Annotated in this window: 17 protein-coding genes; 8 read left to right on the top strand and 9 right to left on the bottom strand. The window is 65.6% G+C overall.

Features of this window, described 5'->3' with window-relative positions; translation table 11 throughout:
• The 9 genes from ASC94_RS21955 to ASC94_RS21915 form a co-directional block, all read right to left on the bottom strand.
• The gene (locus tag ASC94_RS21955; protein ID WP_056400577.1) at window positions 1-990 is read right to left on the bottom strand and encodes an arabinose ABC transporter substrate-binding protein; all 990 of its coding nucleotides are present in this window, start codon (window positions 988-990) and stop codon (window positions 1-3) included.
• A 23-nt stretch (window positions 991-1,013) separates the two neighbouring features.
• Window positions 1,014-1,952 carry an SMP-30/gluconolactonase/LRE family protein gene (locus ASC94_RS21950; protein WP_082616740.1) on the bottom strand — a complete coding sequence of 313 codons (939 nt, stop codon included), beginning with the start codon at window positions 1,950-1,952 and terminating at the stop codon, window positions 1,014-1,016.
• Window positions 1,940-2,572, bottom strand: a complete 633-nt coding sequence (locus ASC94_RS21945) for a 2-dehydro-3-deoxy-6-phosphogalactonate aldolase (protein WP_056400570.1) — start codon at window positions 2,570-2,572, stop codon at window positions 1,940-1,942. Before ASC94_RS21945 ends, ASC94_RS21950 begins: the two co-directional genes overlap by 13 nt.
• Window positions 2,569-3,549 (bottom strand): 2-dehydro-3-deoxygalactonokinase, encoded by a 981-nt coding sequence (locus ASC94_RS21940; RefSeq protein ID WP_056400568.1) that lies wholly within the window; start codon window positions 3,547-3,549, stop codon window positions 2,569-2,571. Before ASC94_RS21940 ends, ASC94_RS21945 begins: the two co-directional genes overlap by 4 nt.
• Window positions 3,543-4,691 (bottom strand): galactonate dehydratase, encoded by a 1,149-nt coding sequence (gene dgoD / locus ASC94_RS21935; protein ID WP_056400565.1) that lies wholly within the window; start codon window positions 4,689-4,691, stop codon window positions 3,543-3,545. Before dgoD ends, ASC94_RS21940 begins: the two co-directional genes overlap by 7 nt.
• A gap of 192 nt (window positions 4,692-4,883) precedes the next feature.
• On the bottom strand, window positions 4,884-7,466 hold the full coding sequence (locus ASC94_RS21930) for a TonB-dependent receptor (RefSeq protein ID WP_056400561.1): 2,583 nt from the start codon (window positions 7,464-7,466) through the stop codon (window positions 4,884-4,886).
• Window positions 7,467-7,495: 29 nt separating this feature from the next.
• Complete coding sequence (locus ASC94_RS21925; RefSeq protein WP_056400558.1) at window positions 7,496-9,943, bottom strand: beta-galactosidase; 2,448 nt, start codon at window positions 9,941-9,943, stop codon at window positions 7,496-7,498.
• A 123-nt stretch (window positions 9,944-10,066) separates the two neighbouring features.
• Window positions 10,067-11,713 (bottom strand): NAD(P)/FAD-dependent oxidoreductase, encoded by a 1,647-nt coding sequence (locus ASC94_RS21920; protein ID WP_056400555.1) that lies wholly within the window; start codon window positions 11,711-11,713, stop codon window positions 10,067-10,069.
• Window positions 11,713-13,224 carry a polyamine aminopropyltransferase gene (locus ASC94_RS21915; protein ID WP_056400553.1) on the bottom strand — a complete coding sequence of 504 codons (1,512 nt, stop codon included), beginning with the start codon at window positions 13,222-13,224 and terminating at the stop codon, window positions 11,713-11,715. The genes ASC94_RS21920 and ASC94_RS21915 overlap by 1 nt, the downstream gene beginning before the upstream one ends.
• Before the next feature lie 61 nt (window positions 13,225-13,285).
• Here ASC94_RS21915 and ASC94_RS21910 point away from each other — a divergent pair, with 61 nt between their 5' ends.
• The 8 genes from ASC94_RS21910 to ASC94_RS21880 all read left to right on the top strand — a co-directional run bounded on the left by ASC94_RS21910 (window position 13,286) and on the right by ASC94_RS21880 (window position 19,205).
• On the top strand, window positions 13,286-13,672 hold the full coding sequence (locus ASC94_RS21910) for a DUF350 domain-containing protein (protein ID WP_082616739.1): 387 nt from the start codon (window positions 13,286-13,288) through the stop codon (window positions 13,670-13,672).
• A gap of 25 nt (window positions 13,673-13,697) precedes the next feature.
• Window positions 13,698-14,750, top strand: coding sequence for an SPFH domain-containing protein (locus tag ASC94_RS21905; RefSeq protein WP_056400550.1), 1,053 nt, complete (start codon window positions 13,698-13,700; stop codon window positions 14,748-14,750).
• Between the two features lie 10 nt (window positions 14,751-14,760).
• Entirely contained in the window at window positions 14,761-16,227 is a 1,467-nt protein-coding gene (locus tag ASC94_RS21900) for a DUF4178 domain-containing protein (protein WP_056400547.1), read from the top strand.
• Entirely contained in the window at window positions 16,224-16,400 is a 177-nt protein-coding gene (locus tag ASC94_RS33285; protein ID WP_200955804.1) for a hypothetical protein, read from the top strand. Before ASC94_RS21900 ends, ASC94_RS33285 begins: the two co-directional genes overlap by 4 nt.
• Entirely contained in the window at window positions 16,397-16,774 is a 378-nt protein-coding gene (gene speD, locus ASC94_RS21895) for an adenosylmethionine decarboxylase (protein ID WP_229417372.1), read from the top strand. Before ASC94_RS33285 ends, speD begins: the two co-directional genes overlap by 4 nt.
• Window positions 16,775-17,028: 254 nt before the next feature.
• Entirely contained in the window at window positions 17,029-18,078 is a 1,050-nt protein-coding gene (rsgA, locus tag ASC94_RS21890; protein WP_056400544.1) for a ribosome small subunit-dependent GTPase A, read from the top strand.
• Window positions 18,079-18,244: 166 nt separating this feature from the next.
• On the top strand, window positions 18,245-18,610 hold the full coding sequence (locus ASC94_RS21885; protein WP_056400541.1) for a VOC family protein: 366 nt from the start codon (window positions 18,245-18,247) through the stop codon (window positions 18,608-18,610).
• Between the two features lie 43 nt (window positions 18,611-18,653).
• Entirely contained in the window at window positions 18,654-19,205 is a 552-nt protein-coding gene (locus tag ASC94_RS21880; RefSeq protein ID WP_056400539.1) for a hypothetical protein, read from the top strand.
• Window positions 19,206-19,226 lie beyond the last annotated feature (21 nt).

Here is a 19,226-nt window from a genome sequence, read left to right as displayed (position 1 = left end):
TTAGCCTCCGGCTTTCACCAGTTCGGCCTGATTCTTGCGCGTCATCAGCGTGCCGCTGGTCAGCGTCACGGGGGCGGGCGCCTGGTTGGCGGTGATCCACTGGTGCATCATCAGCGAGGTCTCATAGCCGTGGCGCTTGGGGCTGATCTGCACGGTGCCGTAGAAGCCGGTGGCCGCCGGCTTGGCGAATTCGTTCAGCGCGGTCTTGCTGCCGCCGATGCCGATGCCGATCATGGAATCGGCGCGCAGGCCGCGTCCCTCGGCGGCGCGCACGGCGCCCAGCACGGCTTCGTCGTTCAGGCCGAACGCCACCCAGCGCTTGAAGCGGGCCTGCTTGGTGAGCGCGATATTGGCGGCGTTGAAGGCGCTTTCGGTGTCGGTGCGGGACTGCGGCGCGTCGACGATGTTCGCGACCGGGAAGCCGGATTCCTTGAGCGCGTCCACCGCACCCTGGGTGCGCTCCTTGGCGGTCGGCAGCTGGTCGTAGGCGATGCGCAGCGCGCCCACTTCTTCCGGCTTCCAGCCGCGTGCCTTCATTTCATCGGCCAGGCCCTTGCCCACCTGGCGGCCGATCTCATAGCCGGAAATGCCCATGTGCGGAATGCTGGCGATGGGTTTGCCGGCGCCGTCCACCAGGCGGTCGTCGACTGACATCACCTTCAGGTTCTGGCGCTTGGCCTGGCGCTCGACAGCCGCTCCCAGCTTCACGTCCGGCGCGCAGATGATGAAGCCCTGGGCCTTCTGCGCGGCCAGGTTGTCGATCGCGGCCATCATTTTCTCGCCGTTCGGCACGCCGATCTTCACCAGCGCGAAGCCCTTCTCCTTGGCCGCCTGTTCGGCGAACCGCCATTCGTCCTGGAACCACGGTTCCTCCGCCTGCTTGACCAGGAAACCGATTTTGACAGGGTCCGCTGCCTGCGCGGGGTACGGCGCGAAAGCGGCGGCGGCCAGTGTGGCTGTCAGGGCTGCTGCGAGTGACTTGATCTTCATGCGTGTCTCCTTTGGTCCGTTGGTTATATTTTTCTATCGTCAAACAAGGCGTCGGGCAGGCCATGCGCGCCCGCGCCATCCATCAAATGCATGCCGCCGGCGGCGCCCAGCAACAGCTGGTCCAGCGCGGGGCCGCCGAACGCCGGGCGGCTGGGATGTGGTAAAGGCAGCGCTGCGCTGCTCAGGGTGGCGCCGTCCGGTGCGTAGCGCACCAGGCGGCCGGGGAAGGCGGGGTGGCCTGCCTGTGCACTCGCTTGTGCACTCCACACGCAGCCGGCGCTGTCGACCACCGCGCCGCGTGGCTGGCAGTCTGCCAGCTCGGCGAACAGGCGCACGTTGGCGACACGGGCTGCACCCGCGTCATAGTCGCACTGCTGGATGCGGCGCGTGGCGGCGTCGCTGAAATACATGATGCGCCCGTCCGGGCTGAAACAGATGCCATGCGCGGCCGACACCGTGGGCAGCGCCAGGCGCCGCAGGCCGTGCTGCGTGGAGTATTGGTAGAAACTGCCGATGGCGATGCCGCCCCTGGTGCTACTGGCGGCGGTGCCGAAAACGAAATTGCCCGCGCGGTCGGTGCTGCCGTCGCTGATGGCGGTGCGCGGCTCGGCAGGGTCCACCGCCACGGCGGGCTGCGGCGGACGCCGGCCCAGGCCTTCCAGCGGCGGCGCGGCCAGCTCGGCGAAGCACAGCCACTTGGCCTGCGCCAGCAGCACCCGGCCGGACTGGCAGAAAGCGAAGGCGGTGACGGAATCGGGCAGGCGGCTGCGCAGCGCGCCGCCGGCCTGAGTGCCCTCGGGGCGATGCGGTGTCCAGACGTACATGGCGGCGGCGTCCGGATCGGTCCACCACCAGCGGTCCGCGTGCCAGCGCAAGCAGTCCACGCGGGCGTCAGGCGCTACGGCCTTCGCCACGCTGGCAGCCATGTCCTGGCGCGCGAGGCCCTCCATCAGCCACGCCATGCGCGCACAAAGGCGCTGGCGCGTTCGCCCACTTCGGCGGCGCCCATGCCGGGCTGGTACAGCGCGCCGCCCAGGCCGAAGCCGGCCACGCCCGCTGCGCGGTAGACCGCCATGCCCTCCGGCGTGATGCCGCCAACCGGCAGCACCCGCAGCGTGGGCGGCAGTACGGCCCGCATGGCGCGCACCAGCGTGGGCGTGATCAGCTCGGCCGGGAACAGCTTGACCGCGTCCGCGCCGGCGTGCAGCGCAGCGAACGTCTCGGTAGGGGTGGCGGCGCCGGGCACGCAGAACATGCCGGCTGCCTTGGCGGCGCGGATCACTTCCGTGTCCGCATGCGGCATCACGATCAGCTGGCCGCCGGCGTTTTTGACGTCCTGCACCGCCTGCACGCTGAGCACCGTGCCGGCGCCCAGCAGCGCGTCGGCCGGCAGGCTGCGCGACAGCAGTGCTATCGATTCCAGCGGCTGCGGCGAATTGAGCGGCACTTCGATCATGCGGAAGCCCGCGTCGTACAGTACCGCGCCTATGGCTTCGGCTTCCTGCGGGCGGATGCCGCGCAGGATGGCGACCAGGGGCAGCGCGTCAAAAGCGCTGTCGAACAAGGATGGGGTTGAGCTCATGCTGCATTCTCCTTAGCTACCAGGCCGGCGGCTTGCGCCAGGCAAAGCAGTCCCGCGGGTGCGGTGTTGTCCAATACCAGGGCCCGTACGCCGCTGTAGCGCTGAAGCGCCAGCTGGTAGCGCGCGCACAGCGCCGGGCTGCCGACCAGCGCCAGCGGCGCGTGGTCCAGTGTTGCATCCGCGCGCCATTCCAGGCCGGCGCGCAGTTCGTGGCCGATCAGCAGGCCGGAAAGATAGTCGGCCAGCGCGCTCGATGGCATGCGGCCGGTGACGCCCAGGCTGCGGGCGGAAAAGATCTGGTGGCTCATGCCGAGGTGGCCGGCGTCGCGCGCCATTTCCACGCCTTCGCAGAAGGCCGCTTCGTCGAAGCCGCCGCCGTCCTGCGGCGCCTGCATCAGGCGGCCCAGCACCGAATGCTGGCGCAGCACCGCGTACAGTTCGCCCGTCATGTGGGTGGCGAAGCGTTCCACGCGGCCGCCGCGCACCTGGGCCCACTTCGAGTGGGTGCCCGGCAGCACAATGCAAGCCTGCTCGCGCAACTCGGGGCGCAGCTGCAGTGCACCGACGATCTGGGTTTCCTCACCGCGCATCAGGTCGGGCGGCAGACCGTCGCCGTCCTTCAGCAGGCCGGGGACGATGCAGGCCTTGCCGTCCGGCGTGCCGCGCATGCCGGCGGCCAGCGCCTGCGCGTCGGCCGGGCAGGTGGCGTAAGGCACGTCCACCCAGCCGTACTGGCTGCCGACCATGCCGCAGGCCAGCACCGGCAGCTCGGGCCGCGCGCGCATCCAGTCGCCCGCCGCTTCGTCCAGCACGGCCGCGTAAGCCTCCGCGCCGGACACGGTGGACGCGCCCTGCGCCGTGGCCCGTTCCACCAGCGCCAGCCCGTCGGCGCCGATCAGGAAGGCGCGCAAGCCGGTGCTGCCCCAGTCGATGCCGATCAGCCGCGCCGACGCCAGCGCTTGCGCTTCCGCTACCATTCCGCCACGCTGCCGTCGAAATGGCGCCACAGCGGGTTGGCCCAGTCGGGCGCGTTCTTGCTGGCCTCGATCACGCGCGCCTCGTCCACATCCACGCCCAAGCCCGGTTTCGGTAGCGGCTTGATGTAGCCGTTTTCAAGGTGGAAGTCTTCCTTGTTGATGACGTAATCCAGCACTTCGCCACCCTTGTTGTAGTGGATGCCCATGCTCTGTTCCTGCAGCACCGCGTTGTGCGACACGAAGTCCACCTGCAGGCAGGCCGCCAGCGCGACCGGACCCAGCGGGCAGTGCGGCGCTAGCGCGATGTCGTAGGCCTCGGCCATGGCGGCGATCTTCACGCACTCGGTGATGCCGCCGGCGTGCGACAGGTCCGGCTGCACGATGGACAGGCCGCCCGCGTGGAACACGTTCTTGAACTCGAAGCGCGAGTACATGCGCTCGCCGGCCGCCAGCGGGATCGAGGTGGACTCGGCCAGGCGCGGGTAGTACTCGGCCTGCTCGGCCAGCACCGGCTCTTCCACGAATAGCGGACGGTAAGGCTCCAGTGCACGCAGCAGCACCTTGGCCATCGGCGCGGCCACGCGGCCGTGGAAGTCGATGCCGAACTCGATTTCGTTGCCGAAGGCGCTGCGGATCTCGGCAATGCGGCTCACTGCCGCGTCCACGGCGGCGGCGCTGTCGATAATGCCGAATTCCTCGGTGCCATTCATCTTGAAAGTATCGAAGCCGGCCTCGCGCAGCTTGCGGATGCCCTCGATCACGTCGGCCGGGCGGTCGCCGCCCACCCAGCTATAGGTTTTCATGCGGTCGCGCACCAGGCCGCCCAGCAGTTCGTACACGGGCACGCCCAGGGCCTTGCCCTTGATGTCCCACAGCGCCTGATCGATGCCGGCCATGGCGCTCATCAGGATGGCGCCGCCGCGGTAGAAGCCGCCACGGTACATTACTTGCCACAGGTCATTGATGCGGCGCGGGTCCTGGCCGATGAGGTATTGCGCGTATTCCTGCACAGCCGTCTCGACGGTGCGGGCCTTACCTTCGATGACGGGTTCGCCCCAGCCCACGATGCCCTCGTCGGTTTCGATCTTGAGCAGCATCCAGCGCGGTGGAATACGGTAAGTGGTCAGCTTGGTGATTTTCATGGCAGTCAAAGGGTGATGGTTTGATACCAGTCTAGCGCGCATAGCTAGCGCGCAAATATGTAAAGTTTGCGCGAACCTATGTGGATTTGGCATACCTTGGCGGCTTACGGCGTACCGCCCAACCCACCCTACGGCACGCATCAAAACCCGTAGGGCGGGTTAGCGCAAAGCGCCTAACCCGCCAACAGCGGCTTAGAACTTGTAAGTCAGGCCCAGGTTGTAGCGGCGGCCGAACTCGGTTACTTCCTGCTGGTAAGGATTGTTGGCACTGGTGTAGACCACTTTCTGGTTGGTCAGGTTTTCAATGCCGAAACGCAGCTGCAGCTGCGGCGTCAGCTGCCTGGCCAGGTTCATGGAGACAAAGGTTTCATCCTCGTTCTCGATCAGCTGGCCGGCGTTCCAGGTCGGATTGCGCACGAAGGCGCTGTGATAGTTGGCCGACAGGCGCGCCTCGTAGCCGCCACGCTCGTACCACAGCGTGGCGCCGCCGTTATGCCGCATCAAGCCTTCGATCGGGAAGGGATGGCCGGCCGGGAAATTCTCCTTGATGTCGCTGCTGGTGTAGGAGTAATTGCTGGCGATGCCGAAGCCGTTGGCGAAGGACTGCTGGTAAATCAGCTCCACGCCGCGCACATTGCCGCCTTCCCCGTTGGTCGAGCGCGTGATGACCGCCGGACGGCCGTTGATGGTGGTGGTGTCGCCGGTGATGCCGATGTAGCGGCTGATCTTCTTGTAGAACAGGCCGGCGGACAGCAGCGAGCCCTTGTCGAAATACCACTGGTAGGCCAGGTCGGCCTGGTTAGCCATCATGGGCTTCAGGCCGGGATTGCCGGCGCTGCCGGTGAGCGGCTGGGCGGGGTTGGAATCCACGTTCAGGTTGCGCGAACCGCGCATTTCATCGAGCGGCGCGCGCGACATGGCGCGGGCCAGGCTGAAACGCAGCTGGCGCTCCTGCTTTTCGTCCAGGTTGAAGATCAGGTTCAGGCTGGGCAGGACCTCGGTGTAGCTGCTGCGCTCGCTCACGGCGGTGGGCGTGGCGCCGCCCAGCGACTGCATGCCTTCGCCGGTCTGGCGGGTGCGCACCACGCGCAGGCCCACGTTGCCGCGGTAGTTCTCGCCTTCCAGTTCACCCTGGCCGTACAGCGAGGTGCTGCGCTCGGTGACCTTCCAGCCCGACAGCAGGTCGTTCTGCGTGCGGGTGCGGCCGGCGGGGTCGAAGGCGCTGGCGCCGAACACCTTGCTGGTGCTGCCGAGGAAGTCCTTCAGCGCGATGTAGGGCGCGAAGCCCGGCACCACCACGCGCTCGTAGTCGGCGTCGGACAGGCTGGCGCCGCCCAGCGGCGACAGATCCCAGGTGGTCTGGCCATAGCTCTTCTCGCGGTCGGTGGCGCGCGCGCCCAGCTTGATGCGCTTGAGCGGGCCGGCGTCCACGTCGCGCGCGGCGTTCAGGTGCAGCGCGGTGAGCTTGTCGTTCAGATGGCCGTCGGTGTCCACGTACAGCTTGGCCGGGCCGAAAGCGGCCGGGTTGCCGGTGTCCTGGCCGAAGGAATAATCCTGGCGCTCGTTGCCGGTGAAGGCCCAGCTGATGGTGCCGCCGCCCTTGCTCACCTGGCGCAGATCGCGCCACTGGCTGTCGCGGCCGGAGCGGGAGCTGGACAGGTCGCCTTCCAGTTTCCAGGCGCCGGCGTTGAACTTGCCGTTCAGGCCCAGCGCCAGCGTGTCCATGTCCTGCGTCCACAGCGTATCGTTGGTGGTCAGGCCCACGTCCTTCACGCTGGCGCCCACCACGTAGCCGTCGCGGATGTCCACGTTGCTGTAGTTGGCCTTCTGCCAGCCGTCCCAGTTGCCCACGTCGCCGCTCCAGTGCGACAGGCCCGGCTCGCGGATCTTCGCCTGCGAATAGTAGGCGTCGGCGGTGATGAAGGCGTCCGGGCTGGCCTTGAATTCCACCTTGCCCAGCACGCTGGAACGCTTGTCGTTGCCGCGCTTGATGCCGTCCTCGAAGCCCCACGGCGACTTGTCCGCCTTGCCGTCGCCATTCAGGTCGCCGGAATGGTCTTCGTTGAAGCCCCAGTGCTTGATGTTCTTCTGCACCGATGGCTGGTCCTGGTAGCTGAAGGCCAGCGCCACGCCCAGCGTGCGGTCGTTGAACTGGTCGATGTAGACGCCGCCCAGGCGCGGCGCGGTCTTGTCCGCGCCGGGAACGTCCTTGGAGATGGGGTAGTACAGCGCGTCGGCGCGCAGCGTGGCCTGGCGGCCGTTGTATTTCAGCGGCTGCACGGTCTGCAGGTCGATGGTGGTGGCCACGCCGCCTTCCACCAGCTCGGCGGATTGCGTTTTATACACCGTGGCGCCGCTCAGCGACTCGGACGGGAACTGTTCGAAGCGCACCGCGCGCGCCGGCTCGGACGACGCCAGCTCACGGCCGTTCAGGGTGGCGCCGATGAAGCGCGGGCCAAGGCCGCGCGCCACGATCTGGCTGGCGTTGCCGCGGTCCAGCCCGGACGACAGGCCGGGCAGGCGCGCCAGCGATTCGGCAATGGTGGTGTCGGGCAGCTTGCCGATGTCTTCGGAGGCGATGACTTCGACCATGCTGTTTGACGCTTCCTTGACGGCCAGCGCGTTGCGCACCGAGCTGCGGATGCCGGACACGGTCACTTGCTGCACCGGCTGCGCCGCTTCAGCAGCCTGCTGGTTTTGCGCCGCAGCTTCGGTAACGGCGAACGGCATCGTGAACAGACTGGCGATAAGCCAGCTGAGCTTTTTCTGTTGCATGGAGATCTCCCTCTTGGTTTATGATTTTTTTATGGTTGTACTGCCAGCGTGTAGACCGGCGTGACCTTCACGCCGCGCAGCGCCGCCACTTGCTGCTTGCCGCCGAAATCCGGGCGGCCTTCCTTGGGAAGATAGATGGGCGCATCGGCGCGCAGCGGCAGCACGGACAGGGTCAGCGGACCCGTGCCGGCGTGCGCCGCCGCGTATTGCCAGCCGTAGCCGCTGTAGTACCAGTCGTCCAGCATGCGGGTGCCGTTGAACAGGCGGCCGATGTCGCCGACGAAGTCCAGCTCCACCAGCGCGTTCTTCTCGCCCTGCGGCAGATCGATGCGCCAGGCAGCCGCGTTGCGGAACGCTTCCGGTATCGGCTGGATGGCGGCGCGCGCCAGTCCGCCCACCACCACCGGGCCTACATTCTTTGCCTCGCGCAGCGGCGTAATCTTCGCTTCCGCGCGGCGTTCCGGCAGGCGGGCCTCGAAGGCCTGGAACACGCCGTCGGTACTGGCGCGCAATGCGGCGCCGGACTTCGATGGCGCCGATGCCGCCGCTGCCGTGGGTGCCTTCGGCAGCGCGGGGTAAACCGCAAAACGGAAAGCCGCGTCGCCGTCCGAACGCAAGCGCAGCGCGCCGCCTTCGTACCAGGTCTGCTGGGCGCTCAGCACCAGGCGGCGCTGGCCGGCGAACTGCTCCACCGTCATACTCTCCGCCTGCTGCGGCGTGAGCACCAGCAGCGTGACCGGCGGCTTCTGCGCGCGCTGGATGGTCACGGCGGCACCGGTGCCGGGCGTGATGCCTTCAACCACCGCATCGCCGTCCGCTTTCACGATGCGCGCGCCGGGCGCCGAGAGGCGGTCCGCAGCGCCGCCCTCGAAGGCCAGCTCCACCGGCACGCCGGCGCTGGCGGCGAACACATAGGTGATGCCGGCCTTGCCGTTGTCCAGGCGGGCCACCGGCTGCGCGGTGGCGTAGGACAAACGCGTTCCGTCCAGGTCCATGTTCACCGGCCAGATGAAGTAGCTGCCATCGGCCACGTCCACCGGCCGGCGCGGGAAGGTCTTGGTGCCGCCCGGCAGCTGCACGGAAAAACGCAGCTGCTTGTGCGCCGGCATGGCGTACTGGCGCACATGGTTGCTGACGAACAGGAAAGCGCTGTCGCCCTTGCTGCGCAAGGCGAAACGCGGCGTGGCCAGGTCTTCCGGACCGGTTGGCGTCAGCTCCGGTTTGCGCACCGTCATCGGCGCCAGGCGGTCGCCGAAGTCGCGCATGAACAAGTGGTAGGGGCGCAGCTTGGCCAGCACAGGGCGCTGCTGGCCGTCCGGGCCCAGCGGGGCCTGGAAGTCGTAGCTGATCATCGGCGTGTCGTTGTAGCCGCCGCTGAGCGAGCTTTCCTCCAGCGAGGTCAGGTCCATCGGATTGCGGCCGCCGTGGAACATGTAGTAGCCGATCAGGTTCACGCCCGAGCCCAGCTGCACCGGCAGCATGGATGCGATGTCGTCCGGCGACACCACGGTGCGGCGCCGGTACATAAAGGGCAGGCCCGCGCCGTACTCGGCGCCGAGGAAGGGCGTGGTTTCCATGTCGGAGTCCGCCGTGCCCTTGCCCCTGGCCTTGGTCTGCGCGCCCAGGTCGCCGCTGACGCGGCTGTCGAAGCGGAATGCGTAGGTCTCTTTCGGCGGCAGCTCCCTGGTGCTGACCGCCCACGGCTCGTCGGGATAGCCGCCGAACACCGGCGTCACTTCACCGGAGGGATACACCGTCTGGTCCCAGCCGGTCACGGTATACAGCGGCACGTCCACGCCGGCCTTGCGCGCCAGCTCTTTCAGCGCGCTGATGTGCGCGGCGCCCTCGCCCGGGCCGTCCAGGTTGTATTCGTTTTCCAGCTGCACGCCCACCACCGGGCCGCCGTCCTTCCACAGCAAGCCCTTGATCTGCGCGGCGATCTGCTGGTACAGGCGGTCCGCGTGGCGCAGGTATTGCGGGTCGTTGCTGCGGGTCGGCATGGCGTTCACCACCCAGTCCGGAATGCCGCCGTAGCGCACTTCCGCGTGCACCCATGGGCCCATGCGCACCACCACTTCCAGCCCGGCCTTGCCGGCCAGCTGCACGAAACGGCGCAGATCGCGCTGGCCCTTCCAGTCGAACTGGCCGTCGCGCGGCTCGTGGTGATTCCAGATGACGTAGGTGGCGACGATGTCGATGCCGGCCGCCTTCATCTTGCGCAGCTCGGTGTCCCATTCGGCGGGCGGGGTGCGGGTGTAGTGGAACTCGCCCATCACCGGCAACCACGGCTTGCCGTCGCGTGTCAGGTACTGGCTGTTGACGCCCAGCTTGACGCCGGACGGGGACGCGGACGTCCCCATTTGCAGCTTGTTTTCGAGCGGGGTTTTGGCGGGGGCGCTGGCGTCGATGCGCAGCAGTGTTTCAGCGTTGGCCATGCCTGCGGCCAGCAAGACGCTTAGCGCGTATGCTCGATTCATCACATTTCTCCGGAAGTCTAGTTATCGTTTTTAGTTATGCTTATTGCCAGTGAGTGTAAGTTCACCAACTAGAACGGAAATATGAATAATCACGCAAGATCTATACAATAATCACATAGATGACTATTTGATAGCCAGTTGCGCCGCGCGGCAGCCCCACCACGCGGCCTCCTCGAACACGGAGAAGCCGGACAAATCGGCATGCGCAAACAGGATGGGGCCGTCGAGTTCGCGCAGCGCTTTCAGCCCGGGATTGCTGCGGAAGCCGGGCAGCGGCGCCGCCATGGCATGGCCGCGCAGCGTGATGTCGACACGCTCCACGCAGGACGCGAACTGCGCGCCGTAGGCTGTCTCCAGGTCCGCGCTGGCCAGCGCCAGCAGCTCCTCCGGCGACGCTGTCACCATCCAGCGGCGCGCGCTGACAGGGGTACGGTGCGACAGCGCCACGTAGGCGCTGAAGACGGTTTTCTCCGGCGGCGTGACGCGGATGTCCTGATGCGTGGACACCACGAACCCCAGCCCGGGCTCCTGGTACACCACGTTATCCCACGACAGCGGCGCGTGCGGCAGCTCGGCCGGGAAGCGCTTGAGCAGGAAATTGGCCACCATCCATGGCGCGTAGACGGGCGTGTCGCGCTGCGGCTCATAGCCCATGCCGCGGATGCCTTCCACCACGCGCTCGGCCACGTACAGCGGCATGGCGCAGATGGCCTTGCGCGCTTTCACCAGGTAGCTGCGCGGCTTGCCGTTCTCCAGGCGGAAGCACAGCGCCTCCACCCGCGCACCCGCGCCGCTGCCGGTGCGCTTGACCGACGCCACGGTGCCGGCCACACGCTGCACGCCGGACGCGCGCTCCATGCCGGAAGCCAGCGGCTGCAGGCCGCCCGGCCAGGTGAGCCAGGTGCCGTTTTCCGCATTCGCCGCATGGCCCCAGCGGCTGCAGTAGTAGTGCAGGCCGGCCCACGCCGACACCTGGTCGTAGCGCGCGCCGTAGTCGTCGCGGCAGCAGTAGTTCAGATACCAGTGCAGGGTAGGCGAACGGTAGCCGTTCTGCTCAAGCCACTGCTTGAGCGTGATGCCGTCCAGTTTGCGCCATGCGGCATCCTCCGAGGACTGCACGGTGGGGAACACGAAAATCCGCCGTCCATCGCTGCCGCGCGCCTGGCGCAGGCGCTCCACTTCGGCGAAGAAGCGCTTGTGTTCAGCCAGTTCTTCGGCCGGCACGCCCTCGGTGGGAATGAAGCCTTCCTGCCATTGGCCCCGGTACAGCAGGCGTTCCTCCGGTGCGTGCAGCAGGAAGCGCTCGTCGTAATACGGCCTGTCGGCATACGGGTCGCGCTGGATGATGCCCAGGTCGGCCAGGATTTCGCGCACATGCACCGACTCAGGCGACGGCAGCGGCAGGTAGTGGGCGCCGGTGGGGTATTCCAGGTCGCCGAAGCGGCCGCCGGCCGCGTTGCCAAAGGGCTGGGGGCCGTCCACCATCAGGAAATCCTTGTGCCCCAGCTTGTTCAGCTTCCACGCCGCAGACAGGCCGCCGATGCCCGAGCCGAGGATGGCGACATCGGTCTCCAGCACCTCGGACGGCGGCGGCAGCGCGCGGCCGCCCTGCCCGGGGCCGCGCATCAGGTCACGCATCAGGTGGCCTTCGTCGCGGCCGGGGAAGTGCAGCGTGGGCGTGATCTCCTGCCAGCGCTGGTAGGCCGCCACGCTGCCGGCGGCAGCCAGCCCGCTGGCGCCGGCCCAGGCCAGGAAGGAACGGCGCAGCATCAGCGTATCACCTGGCGCCAGTCCTGCTCGAACTCGTGCACGAGCGACTGCGTGTTGAGCCGGTTGGGCGCCATGTTCAGCGGCTTCATGTCCGGCGGGAAGATGAACATTTCGCGCGTGGTGTCAGCGTTCAGGTAGCGCATCGGCAGCTTGTAGGACGTCGGCGGCTGGTAGTCGAGCTGCGGCGACGCCAGGATGAAGCCCCACTCGCCGAAGGAAGGCACGTAGGCGTGGTAGGGGTGCGTCTTCAAGCCCACCTCGTTGAGCGTGGCGTTCACGGTCCAGTAAGCGTGCGGCGCGAAGAAGGGCGAAGTCGATTGCACCACCACCAGGCCGTTGGCGGCCAGGTGCTTCTTCACCAGGCCGTAGAACGGCACCGAATACAGCTTGCCCAGCGCAAAGCTGGACGGATCGGGGAAGTCGATGATGACCGCGTCGAACATCTCGGTGGAGTTCTGCAGCCACACCGCCGCGTCGGCATTGATGACGCGCGTGCGCTTGTCGCGGAAGGAGCCGCCGTTCAGCTTCACCAGCTCGTCGCGGGTGGTGAAAGCGCCGGTCATGGCCGGGTCCAGGTCCACCACCGTGGCCTGCTCGATGTTCGGATAGCGCAGGATCTCGCGCAGGGCCAGGCCGTCGCCGCCGCCCAGCACCAGCACGCGCCGGGCCCACGGCAGCGCCTCCAGCACCGGGTGCACCAGCGCTTCATGGTAGCGGTACTCGTCGCGCGAGGAGAACTGCAGGTTGCCGTTGATGTAGAGGCGCAGGTCATCCTTCCAGCGCGTGATCACGAGGCGCTGGTAGGGCGTGGTGGTGGAGTAGACGATTTCGTCGCCGAACAGGCCGTGCTCGCCCCAGTGCGTCATGCGGTCGGCCGAGGCGAAGCCGAACAGCAGCACGCACATCACCGCCGACGCGCGCAGCACGCGGCCGGTGACGTTGGCCAACTCGGCGCGGAACACGTAAATGGTCCACAGGCCTACGCCGACATTGAGCATGCCGAACAAGAAGCCGGTGCGCACCAGGCCAAGATACGGTGCCAGCACCAGCGGGAACAACAGCGACACGGCCAGCGCACCCAGGTAGTCGAAGGTCAGCACGCGGCTGACCAGCTCACTGAATTCGGTATTGCGCTCGTTCAGCGCGCGCATTACCAGCGGCACTTCCATGCCGACCATGCAGCCGATCATGAACACCGTGGTGTAGAGCAGGCCGCGGAACGGCGCGGTCATCCAGGAGAAGGTGAGGAACAACAGCGCGGCGGAGACGCCGCCAATCAGGCCGACCGCCAGTTCAATGTCCACGAAGCGCGCCAGCACGTCCTCGTCCTTCACGTACTTGGACAGGTGGGCGCCCACGCCCATGGCAAACAGATAGCACCCGATGATGGTGGAGAACTGCAGGATGGAATCGCCCAGCAGATAGCTGGACAGGGCACCGGCGATCAGTTCGTACGCCAATCCGCATGAAGCGACCACGAATACGGACAGGATCAGAATCTTTTTTGTCATGTGGGTGCGAATGTTTTATGATGAACAATTATCAGGATAGCCACTTTAACCGAGGAACGCCGTGCCGCCCATCCTAAACTACGTGATTCACCTGTTTCTGGCCGCTTTGCTGCTGGCGATGTTCTTCATGATCTACACCCGCCTCACGCCGTACAACGAGGTGCTGCTGATCAGGCAGGGGAACAACGCGGCGGCACTGTCGCTGAGCGGATCGCTGCTGGGCTTCTCGATGACGATCGCTTCCAGCCTGCTGCACACGGCGGACTACCAGCAGTTCTTCCTGTGGTCTTTCGGCGCCATGGTGGTCCAGATCCTGGCCTACTTCTGCACCACGCGCGCGCTGCGCATGGCGCAGGACCATATCGAATCGGGCAACACCGCGTTCGGCGGCCTGCTAGGCGCCGTATCTCTGGCCATCGGCGCCATCAACGCCGCCTGCATTTCCTGACACCGCACTTTTAAGGACGACTATCATGGGTCTCGGCAGCTTTATCAAGAAGCAGTTTATCGACGTTCTGCAATGGACGGAAGACAAGGAAGGCGTACTGGCCTGGCGCTTCCCCATGGCGGACATGGAAATCCAGAACGGCGGCGTGCTGGTGGTGCGCGAGTCGCAGGTGGCGGTCTTCGTCAACGAGGGCCAGATCGCCGACGTGTTCGGCCCCGGTACCCACACCCTGACCACGCAAACCCTGCCGCTGCTGACCAACCTGAAAAACTGGGACAAGCTGTTCGACTCGCCGTTCAAGTCGGACGTGTACTTCTTCAGCACCCGCGTGCAGACCGGCCGCAAGTGGGGCACGCAGCAGCCGATCACCATCCGCGACAAGGATTTCGACATGATCCGGGTGCGCGCCTTCGGCATGTACTCGTATCGCGTGGCCGATCCGCGCAAGTTCTATACCGAATTGAGCGGCACCCGCGAGGAATACACGCGCGACGACGTGGAAGACCAGCTGCGCGGCATCCTGATGGCCACCATGGCCAGCTCGCTGGGTTCGGCCAACGTGGCCTTCCTGGACATGGCCGCCAACCAGGCGCTGATGGCGCAGGAAGTGCGCGGCGACCTGGCCGACGCCTTCGCGCGCTACGGCATCGGGCTGGACGAGTTCAACGTGGCCAGCGTGAGCCTGCCGGAAGAACTGCAGGCGGCGCTGGACGAGCGCATCTCGGCCGGCATGAAGGGCGGCCTGAGCACCGACAAGATGAGCGGCTTCACCAAGTTCCAGACCGCCAGCGCCATTCCGCTGGCGGCGCAGAACGAGGGCGGCATCGCCGGCATCGGCGCCGGCCTGGGCGCGGGCGTGATGCTGGGCCAGGCCATGGGCCAGGCGGTCGGCTCCACGCTGGCACCGGCCAGCTCGCATCCGGGCGCACCTGTCCCTGCCGCCGCAGCTCCGGCCCCGGCCGAAGAAGGCATCGAAGCGCGCCTGGAAAAGCTGAAAGGCCTGCTGGACAAAGGCCTGATCTCGGCCGCCGACTACGACAGCGCCAAGTCCGAACTGCTCAAGAAACTGATAGGCTAAGACCGCGTACATGCAAATAGTCTCCTGTCCCAGCTGCGGCGCGGAAGTCAAGTTCCGCTCGCACGCCTCGGTCATGGCCGTGTGCGAGTACTGCAATACGCGCGTGCTGAAGGATGAGGACGCGGTCAAGGACCTGGGCAAGATGTCCTCCGTGCTGGAGGACTACTCGCCGGTGCAGATCGGCACCTCCGGTGTGCTGGGCGGGCGCGCGTTCACCGTGATCGGCCGCATCCAGCTGCGCTATTCGGCCGGCATGTGGAACGAGTGGTATCTGCTGTTCGACGACGGCGCCGCGTCCTGGCTGGGCGACTCGTCCGGCCTGTACACCGTCACCTCCGCGCGCGGCACGCAGCCGCCCCTGCCAGCCTTCGAGGAACTGAAGGCCGGCGAAATGGTGCGCGTGGGCGGCGAGCGGCTGATGGTGTCCGAAGTGCGCACTGCGGAGTGCATCGGCGGCCAGGGCGAACTGCCGTTCAAGGTGGGCGACGGCTGGCAAGCCAGGGTGGCCGACTTCCGGCGCGGCAGCAGCTTCCTCACGCTGGACTATTCGGACGGACCGGAACCCGTGGTGTACACCGGCATGTCCGTCACGCTGGAAGCCATGCAATGCCAGCTGCTGCGCGACGAGGAACAGATCGAACGCAGCGCGGGCCGCTATCGCGGCAAGCTGACGGCGCTGACTTGTCCGTCCTGCGGCGGCGCCATCAACTACCTGCCCGGCCAGACCGCCAACTTGCTGTGCCCTTCCTGCCATGCGCAAATCGATGCGGCCAGCCCCAAGGCGCAGGTGCTGGCGGCTGGCGAGCAGGTGGAAAAAGTCGGCACCACCCTGTCGCTGGGCGCCGAAGCCACCATCAACAAGCAGCGCTACCGCGTGATCGGCTTCATGGTGCGCGAGGACGACGAGGGCGCGCGCTGGACCGAGTACCTGCTGTCCGGCGCCAAGGCCGGCTTCACCTGGCTGGTGGAGACGGATGACGGCTGGTGGCGCGCCAATGTGATGCCGGCCTGGCCGGAGTGGGAAAAGACGAGCGCCGATACCGTGTCGCTGGACAAGGTCATGTACGGCAAGCTGTACGACTACGGCGCCACGGTGGTGTACGCGGCCGGCGCCTTCAACTGGCGCGTGCAGGTGGGCGACCATACCCGCGTCTACGAATTCGAACGCGGCCAGACCCGCCTGGCGGCGGAACTGAGCGGCGAGGAGCTGACCTGGTCGCGCTCCACCCGCATCCCGGCCGACCAGGTCCACCTGTGGTTTGGCGTGCCGGTGAAAAACCTGATGCGCGCGGCGCCGCCGCAAAAAGGCCGTTACGGCAACGCTGCCAAAAAATTCATCATGGTGATGCTGGCGGTGAACGCGATTCCCCTGCTGGTCAATTTCGGCGGCTCGCTGATGCTCAACCTGCTCGGCGTGCTGGCCATCTACCTGCCCGCGCTGTTCCTGGACTCCATCGATAAAGGGGACCCTACTTGAAGCGCTATCTGGTGTACGCGCTGGTGGTATTCACCATGACCAGCTGCAGCAGCTGGGCCCGCATGTTCGGTTCCCTGGGCCCATCGAGCGGCGGCGGCTCCGGCTGGAGTTCACATACCGGCGGCGGCGGCGGCAGCTACGGCGGCGGCTCGGGCGGCGGAGGCCACAAGTGAGCGGCACGGTTTGCGAACGCATCCACCTGCCCGCCGGCAGCCACCTGCTGGCCGACCTGTCCGGCATCCACGCCAGCCGGCTGAGCGATTGCGACGAACTGGAAGCGCTGCTGCGCTCGGCCGCCGCCGCCGCCGGCGCACGGGTGCTGCACAGCCACTTCCACGGTTTCGGCGAAGGCCTGGGTGTGACCGGCGTGGTGCTGCTCGCGGAATCCCACATTTCCATCCACACCTGGCCGGAGGATGGCTTCGCGGCGGTGGACATCTTCATGTGCGGCGCCAGCCAGCCGCAAACCGCGCTGGCGGTGATCCAGGACGCGCTCGCGCCGCAAGGTTGCCAGTTGAATACCATCCGCCGCAGTGCAAACAATTGACTCTTCCACAAGCCGGTGCCACACTGGCGGCTTCCATCACTTATCCACAGGAGACCACAAAATGCAGACCTTTGACATTGTCCTCCTGCCGGCCGCCTGACCGCCCGTCCACGCCCCCTGCTTTAATCGAGCTGGTGTCTGGCCGCGCCTGACCGCGCGCCGGCCTATCCCTGACTTTTCGCGCCTCCGCACTTCGCGGCTGGCTGTGCTCGCGCGCGCCGCGGGCAATCCCGGATACAGGAACACCACTCATCATGATCGAATTTAATTTCGAAGTATTACGCCGCATCGGATTCAACCAGTTCACCGCTAGCCAACTGCACACATTGGAGCCCGCCCCTGCCGGCGCGCAACTGATGCGATTAACGGAAGTCCAGCGCAGCTGGTTTTCCGTGCACGACGGCAACGCCGAATATAAGGCTCGCGCCCTGCCCCGGCTATTAGGCGATGGCGCCCTTGCAGTCGGGGACTGGGTCGTCACAGAATCAAATGATATAAACGAATTGTGGATAAGCCAGCAATTATCCCCAACCAATCATATTGCGCGACTGTCCGCAGACGGAAATCGGCAATCCATCGCCAGCAATATCGACACCGCCCTGCTGGTAATGGGCCTGGACCACGATTTTAATTTACGCCGGCTGGAGCGTTATATCGCAATTGTGCGGACCTCAGCTATTGCACCGGTTATCGTATTAACCAAGGCTGATATTGCCGGAAATTCGCCGCAACGGATGGACGACATAAGCGGCCGGCTGCCGCCCCATATTCCCGTCCTCTGCGTTAATGCCCACAGCCCGAATTCGATTGCAGAATTAAGTCCCTGGCTTGGTGCCGGCCAGACTTTATGCCTGCTGGGCTCATCCGGCGCCGGTAAATCCACTCTGACAAATACGCTCACCTCAGCGCATCAGGAAACCGGCGGCATCAGAAAGGGCGATGGCAGGGGCCGCCATACCACGACGGCGCGCTCCCTGCATTTATGTCCCGATGGAGCTTGCATTATCGATACGCCGGGATTGCGCACCTGGCGGCCGGATGCCGACGAAGAAGCGCTGACGTCGGTATTCAACGATATCGCGCTCCTGGCGGCTGACTGCCAATTCCGCGATTGCCGCCACGAATCCGAACCCGGCTGTGCGGTGCGCGGGAATATTCATTCCGACCGGCTATTGAATTTCCATAAGCTGGTACGCGATGCGCAGCGCAGCCAGCAAACTCCGCTGGACCGGATCGCGGAGAAAGCCAAGTGGAAGGTGCTGAACAAGGCTGGCACCAAGCGCAGCCACGACAAGCGCAACTAGCACGCGCAATTCAACCGCGGAAGGGCCGTTTCGGCCCTTCCGGCGCCGATTTTATGCCAGCTTCTGGCTTGATCATGCTTGATTCGTGCTTGGCACGCCCTGCACGCTTGAATGCGGGCGGCAAAACGCCTAGTCTGTAACGATCAACTCAGCGTGGGAGCGAAACATGGCGTTATCCAAAGTGGGCCAAATCGCAATGGCAGTGTCGGATGCCGACGAAGCGGAAAGGTTTTACGGCGAGGTTCTTGGACTGCACAAGCTTTACCGTTTTGGCGAGCTGGTATTTTTTGATTGCGATGGCGTGCGCTTAATGCTCGAAGGCACTACCCGGCAAATCTATCCGGGGCAGGGCACCTGTATTTATTTCTCCGTCAAAGACATTGAAGCGGTCACTGATAAGTTGAAGGCCAAATCGGTTCGCTTCGACGGCACGCCGCACCTGGTGACGAAAATGTCGGATCACGAATTATGGATGGCGTTCTTCCGCGATCCGGACGGCCATTTGCTGGCTTTAATAGAAGAGAAGCGCTGATTTCTGATACCATGCGGGTATTCCACCACTACCGGTAATACATATGCGCCGCTATGCGCCACTTTCGCTTCTGTTCGCCCTTGCCGCTTGCGGCGATAGCTACACTCCGGTCGACCTGTACCAGGCTAAAACGCCTGATTGCAAGAACTGGGTGGACGAATCGCGCTTTGACTTGCCGAAAGGGATATTCGTGACCGCCACGGCGCCTGTGGCGTTACCGGAAGGCGGGGTGGAAATCGGCCTGGTGTATATGCTGCCGCGAAATACCCAAGCGCAATTCACCAGCCGCGCATTCAAGATATATCAGCCCAAAGGCGCACCGCTGATGAATGCCGAAATCGCCAGCATTTATCAGCGTGGCACTAGCGCAAGGCCTGAAATGGTGGAAGTAATCAAGGAAGTGCCGGTATTAATGGTGGCGACCGCGACGTCGGACGCCACCCAATTCCGCTTCCGCATGCAATTCAAGGGCAAGCTGCCGGAACGTTTCGACTTCACGCCGCCGCCAATGGTGATCGGCCGCGACCGCTATCCGGTCCGCACCTTCACCTATCGCTATTTCGACGACCGTAAAGCCTACGGCATGTGCAGCTGATTCCTCATCGCTTGCGCGCGA

This window comes from Massilia sp. Root418 (assembly GCF_001425265.1).
Taxonomy (GTDB): Bacteria; Pseudomonadota; Gammaproteobacteria; order Burkholderiales; family Burkholderiaceae_D; genus Rugamonas.
Note: the sequence above shows the minus strand (reverse complement) of the source record. Positions and strands in the feature narration are given on the sequence as shown.

Bases quoted from the DNA above. Each gene is read 5' to 3' on its own strand.
- ASC94_RS21955 (WP_056400577.1), bottom strand. From the start codon at position 990: ATGAAGATCAAGTCACTCGCAGCAGCCCTGACAGCCACACTGGCCGCC.
- ASC94_RS21950 (WP_082616740.1), bottom strand. From the start codon at position 1,952: ATGGCGTGGCTGATGGAGGGCCTCGCGCGCCAGGACATGGCTGCCAGC.
- ASC94_RS21945 (WP_056400570.1), bottom strand. From the start codon at position 2,572: ATGAGCTCAACCCCATCCTTGTTCGACAGCGCTTTTGACGCGCTGCCC.
- ASC94_RS21940 (WP_056400568.1), bottom strand. From the start codon at position 3,549: ATGGTAGCGGAAGCGCAAGCGCTGGCGTCGGCGCGGCTGATCGGCATC.
- dgoD (WP_056400565.1), bottom strand. From the start codon at position 4,691: ATGAAAATCACCAAGCTGACCACTTACCGTATTCCACCGCGCTGGATG.
- ASC94_RS21930 (WP_056400561.1), bottom strand. From the start codon at position 7,466: ATGCAACAGAAAAAGCTCAGCTGGCTTATCGCCAGTCTGTTCACGATG.
- ASC94_RS21925 (WP_056400558.1), bottom strand. From the start codon at position 9,943: ATGAATCGAGCATACGCGCTAAGCGTCTTGCTGGCCGCAGGCATGGCC.
- ASC94_RS21920 (WP_056400555.1), bottom strand. From the start codon at position 11,713: ATGCTGCGCCGTTCCTTCCTGGCCTGGGCCGGCGCCAGCGGGCTGGCT.
- ASC94_RS21915 (WP_056400553.1), bottom strand. From the start codon at position 13,224: ATGACAAAAAAGATTCTGATCCTGTCCGTATTCGTGGTCGCTTCATGC.
- ASC94_RS21905 (WP_056400550.1), top strand. From the start codon at position 13,698: ATGGGTCTCGGCAGCTTTATCAAGAAGCAGTTTATCGACGTTCTGCAA.
- ASC94_RS21900 (WP_056400547.1), top strand. From the start codon at position 14,761: ATGCAAATAGTCTCCTGTCCCAGCTGCGGCGCGGAAGTCAAGTTCCGC.
- rsgA (WP_056400544.1), top strand. From the start codon at position 17,029: ATGATCGAATTTAATTTCGAAGTATTACGCCGCATCGGATTCAACCAG.
- ASC94_RS21885 (WP_056400541.1), top strand. From the start codon at position 18,245: ATGGCGTTATCCAAAGTGGGCCAAATCGCAATGGCAGTGTCGGATGCC.
- ASC94_RS21880 (WP_056400539.1), top strand. From the start codon at position 18,654: ATGCGCCGCTATGCGCCACTTTCGCTTCTGTTCGCCCTTGCCGCTTGC.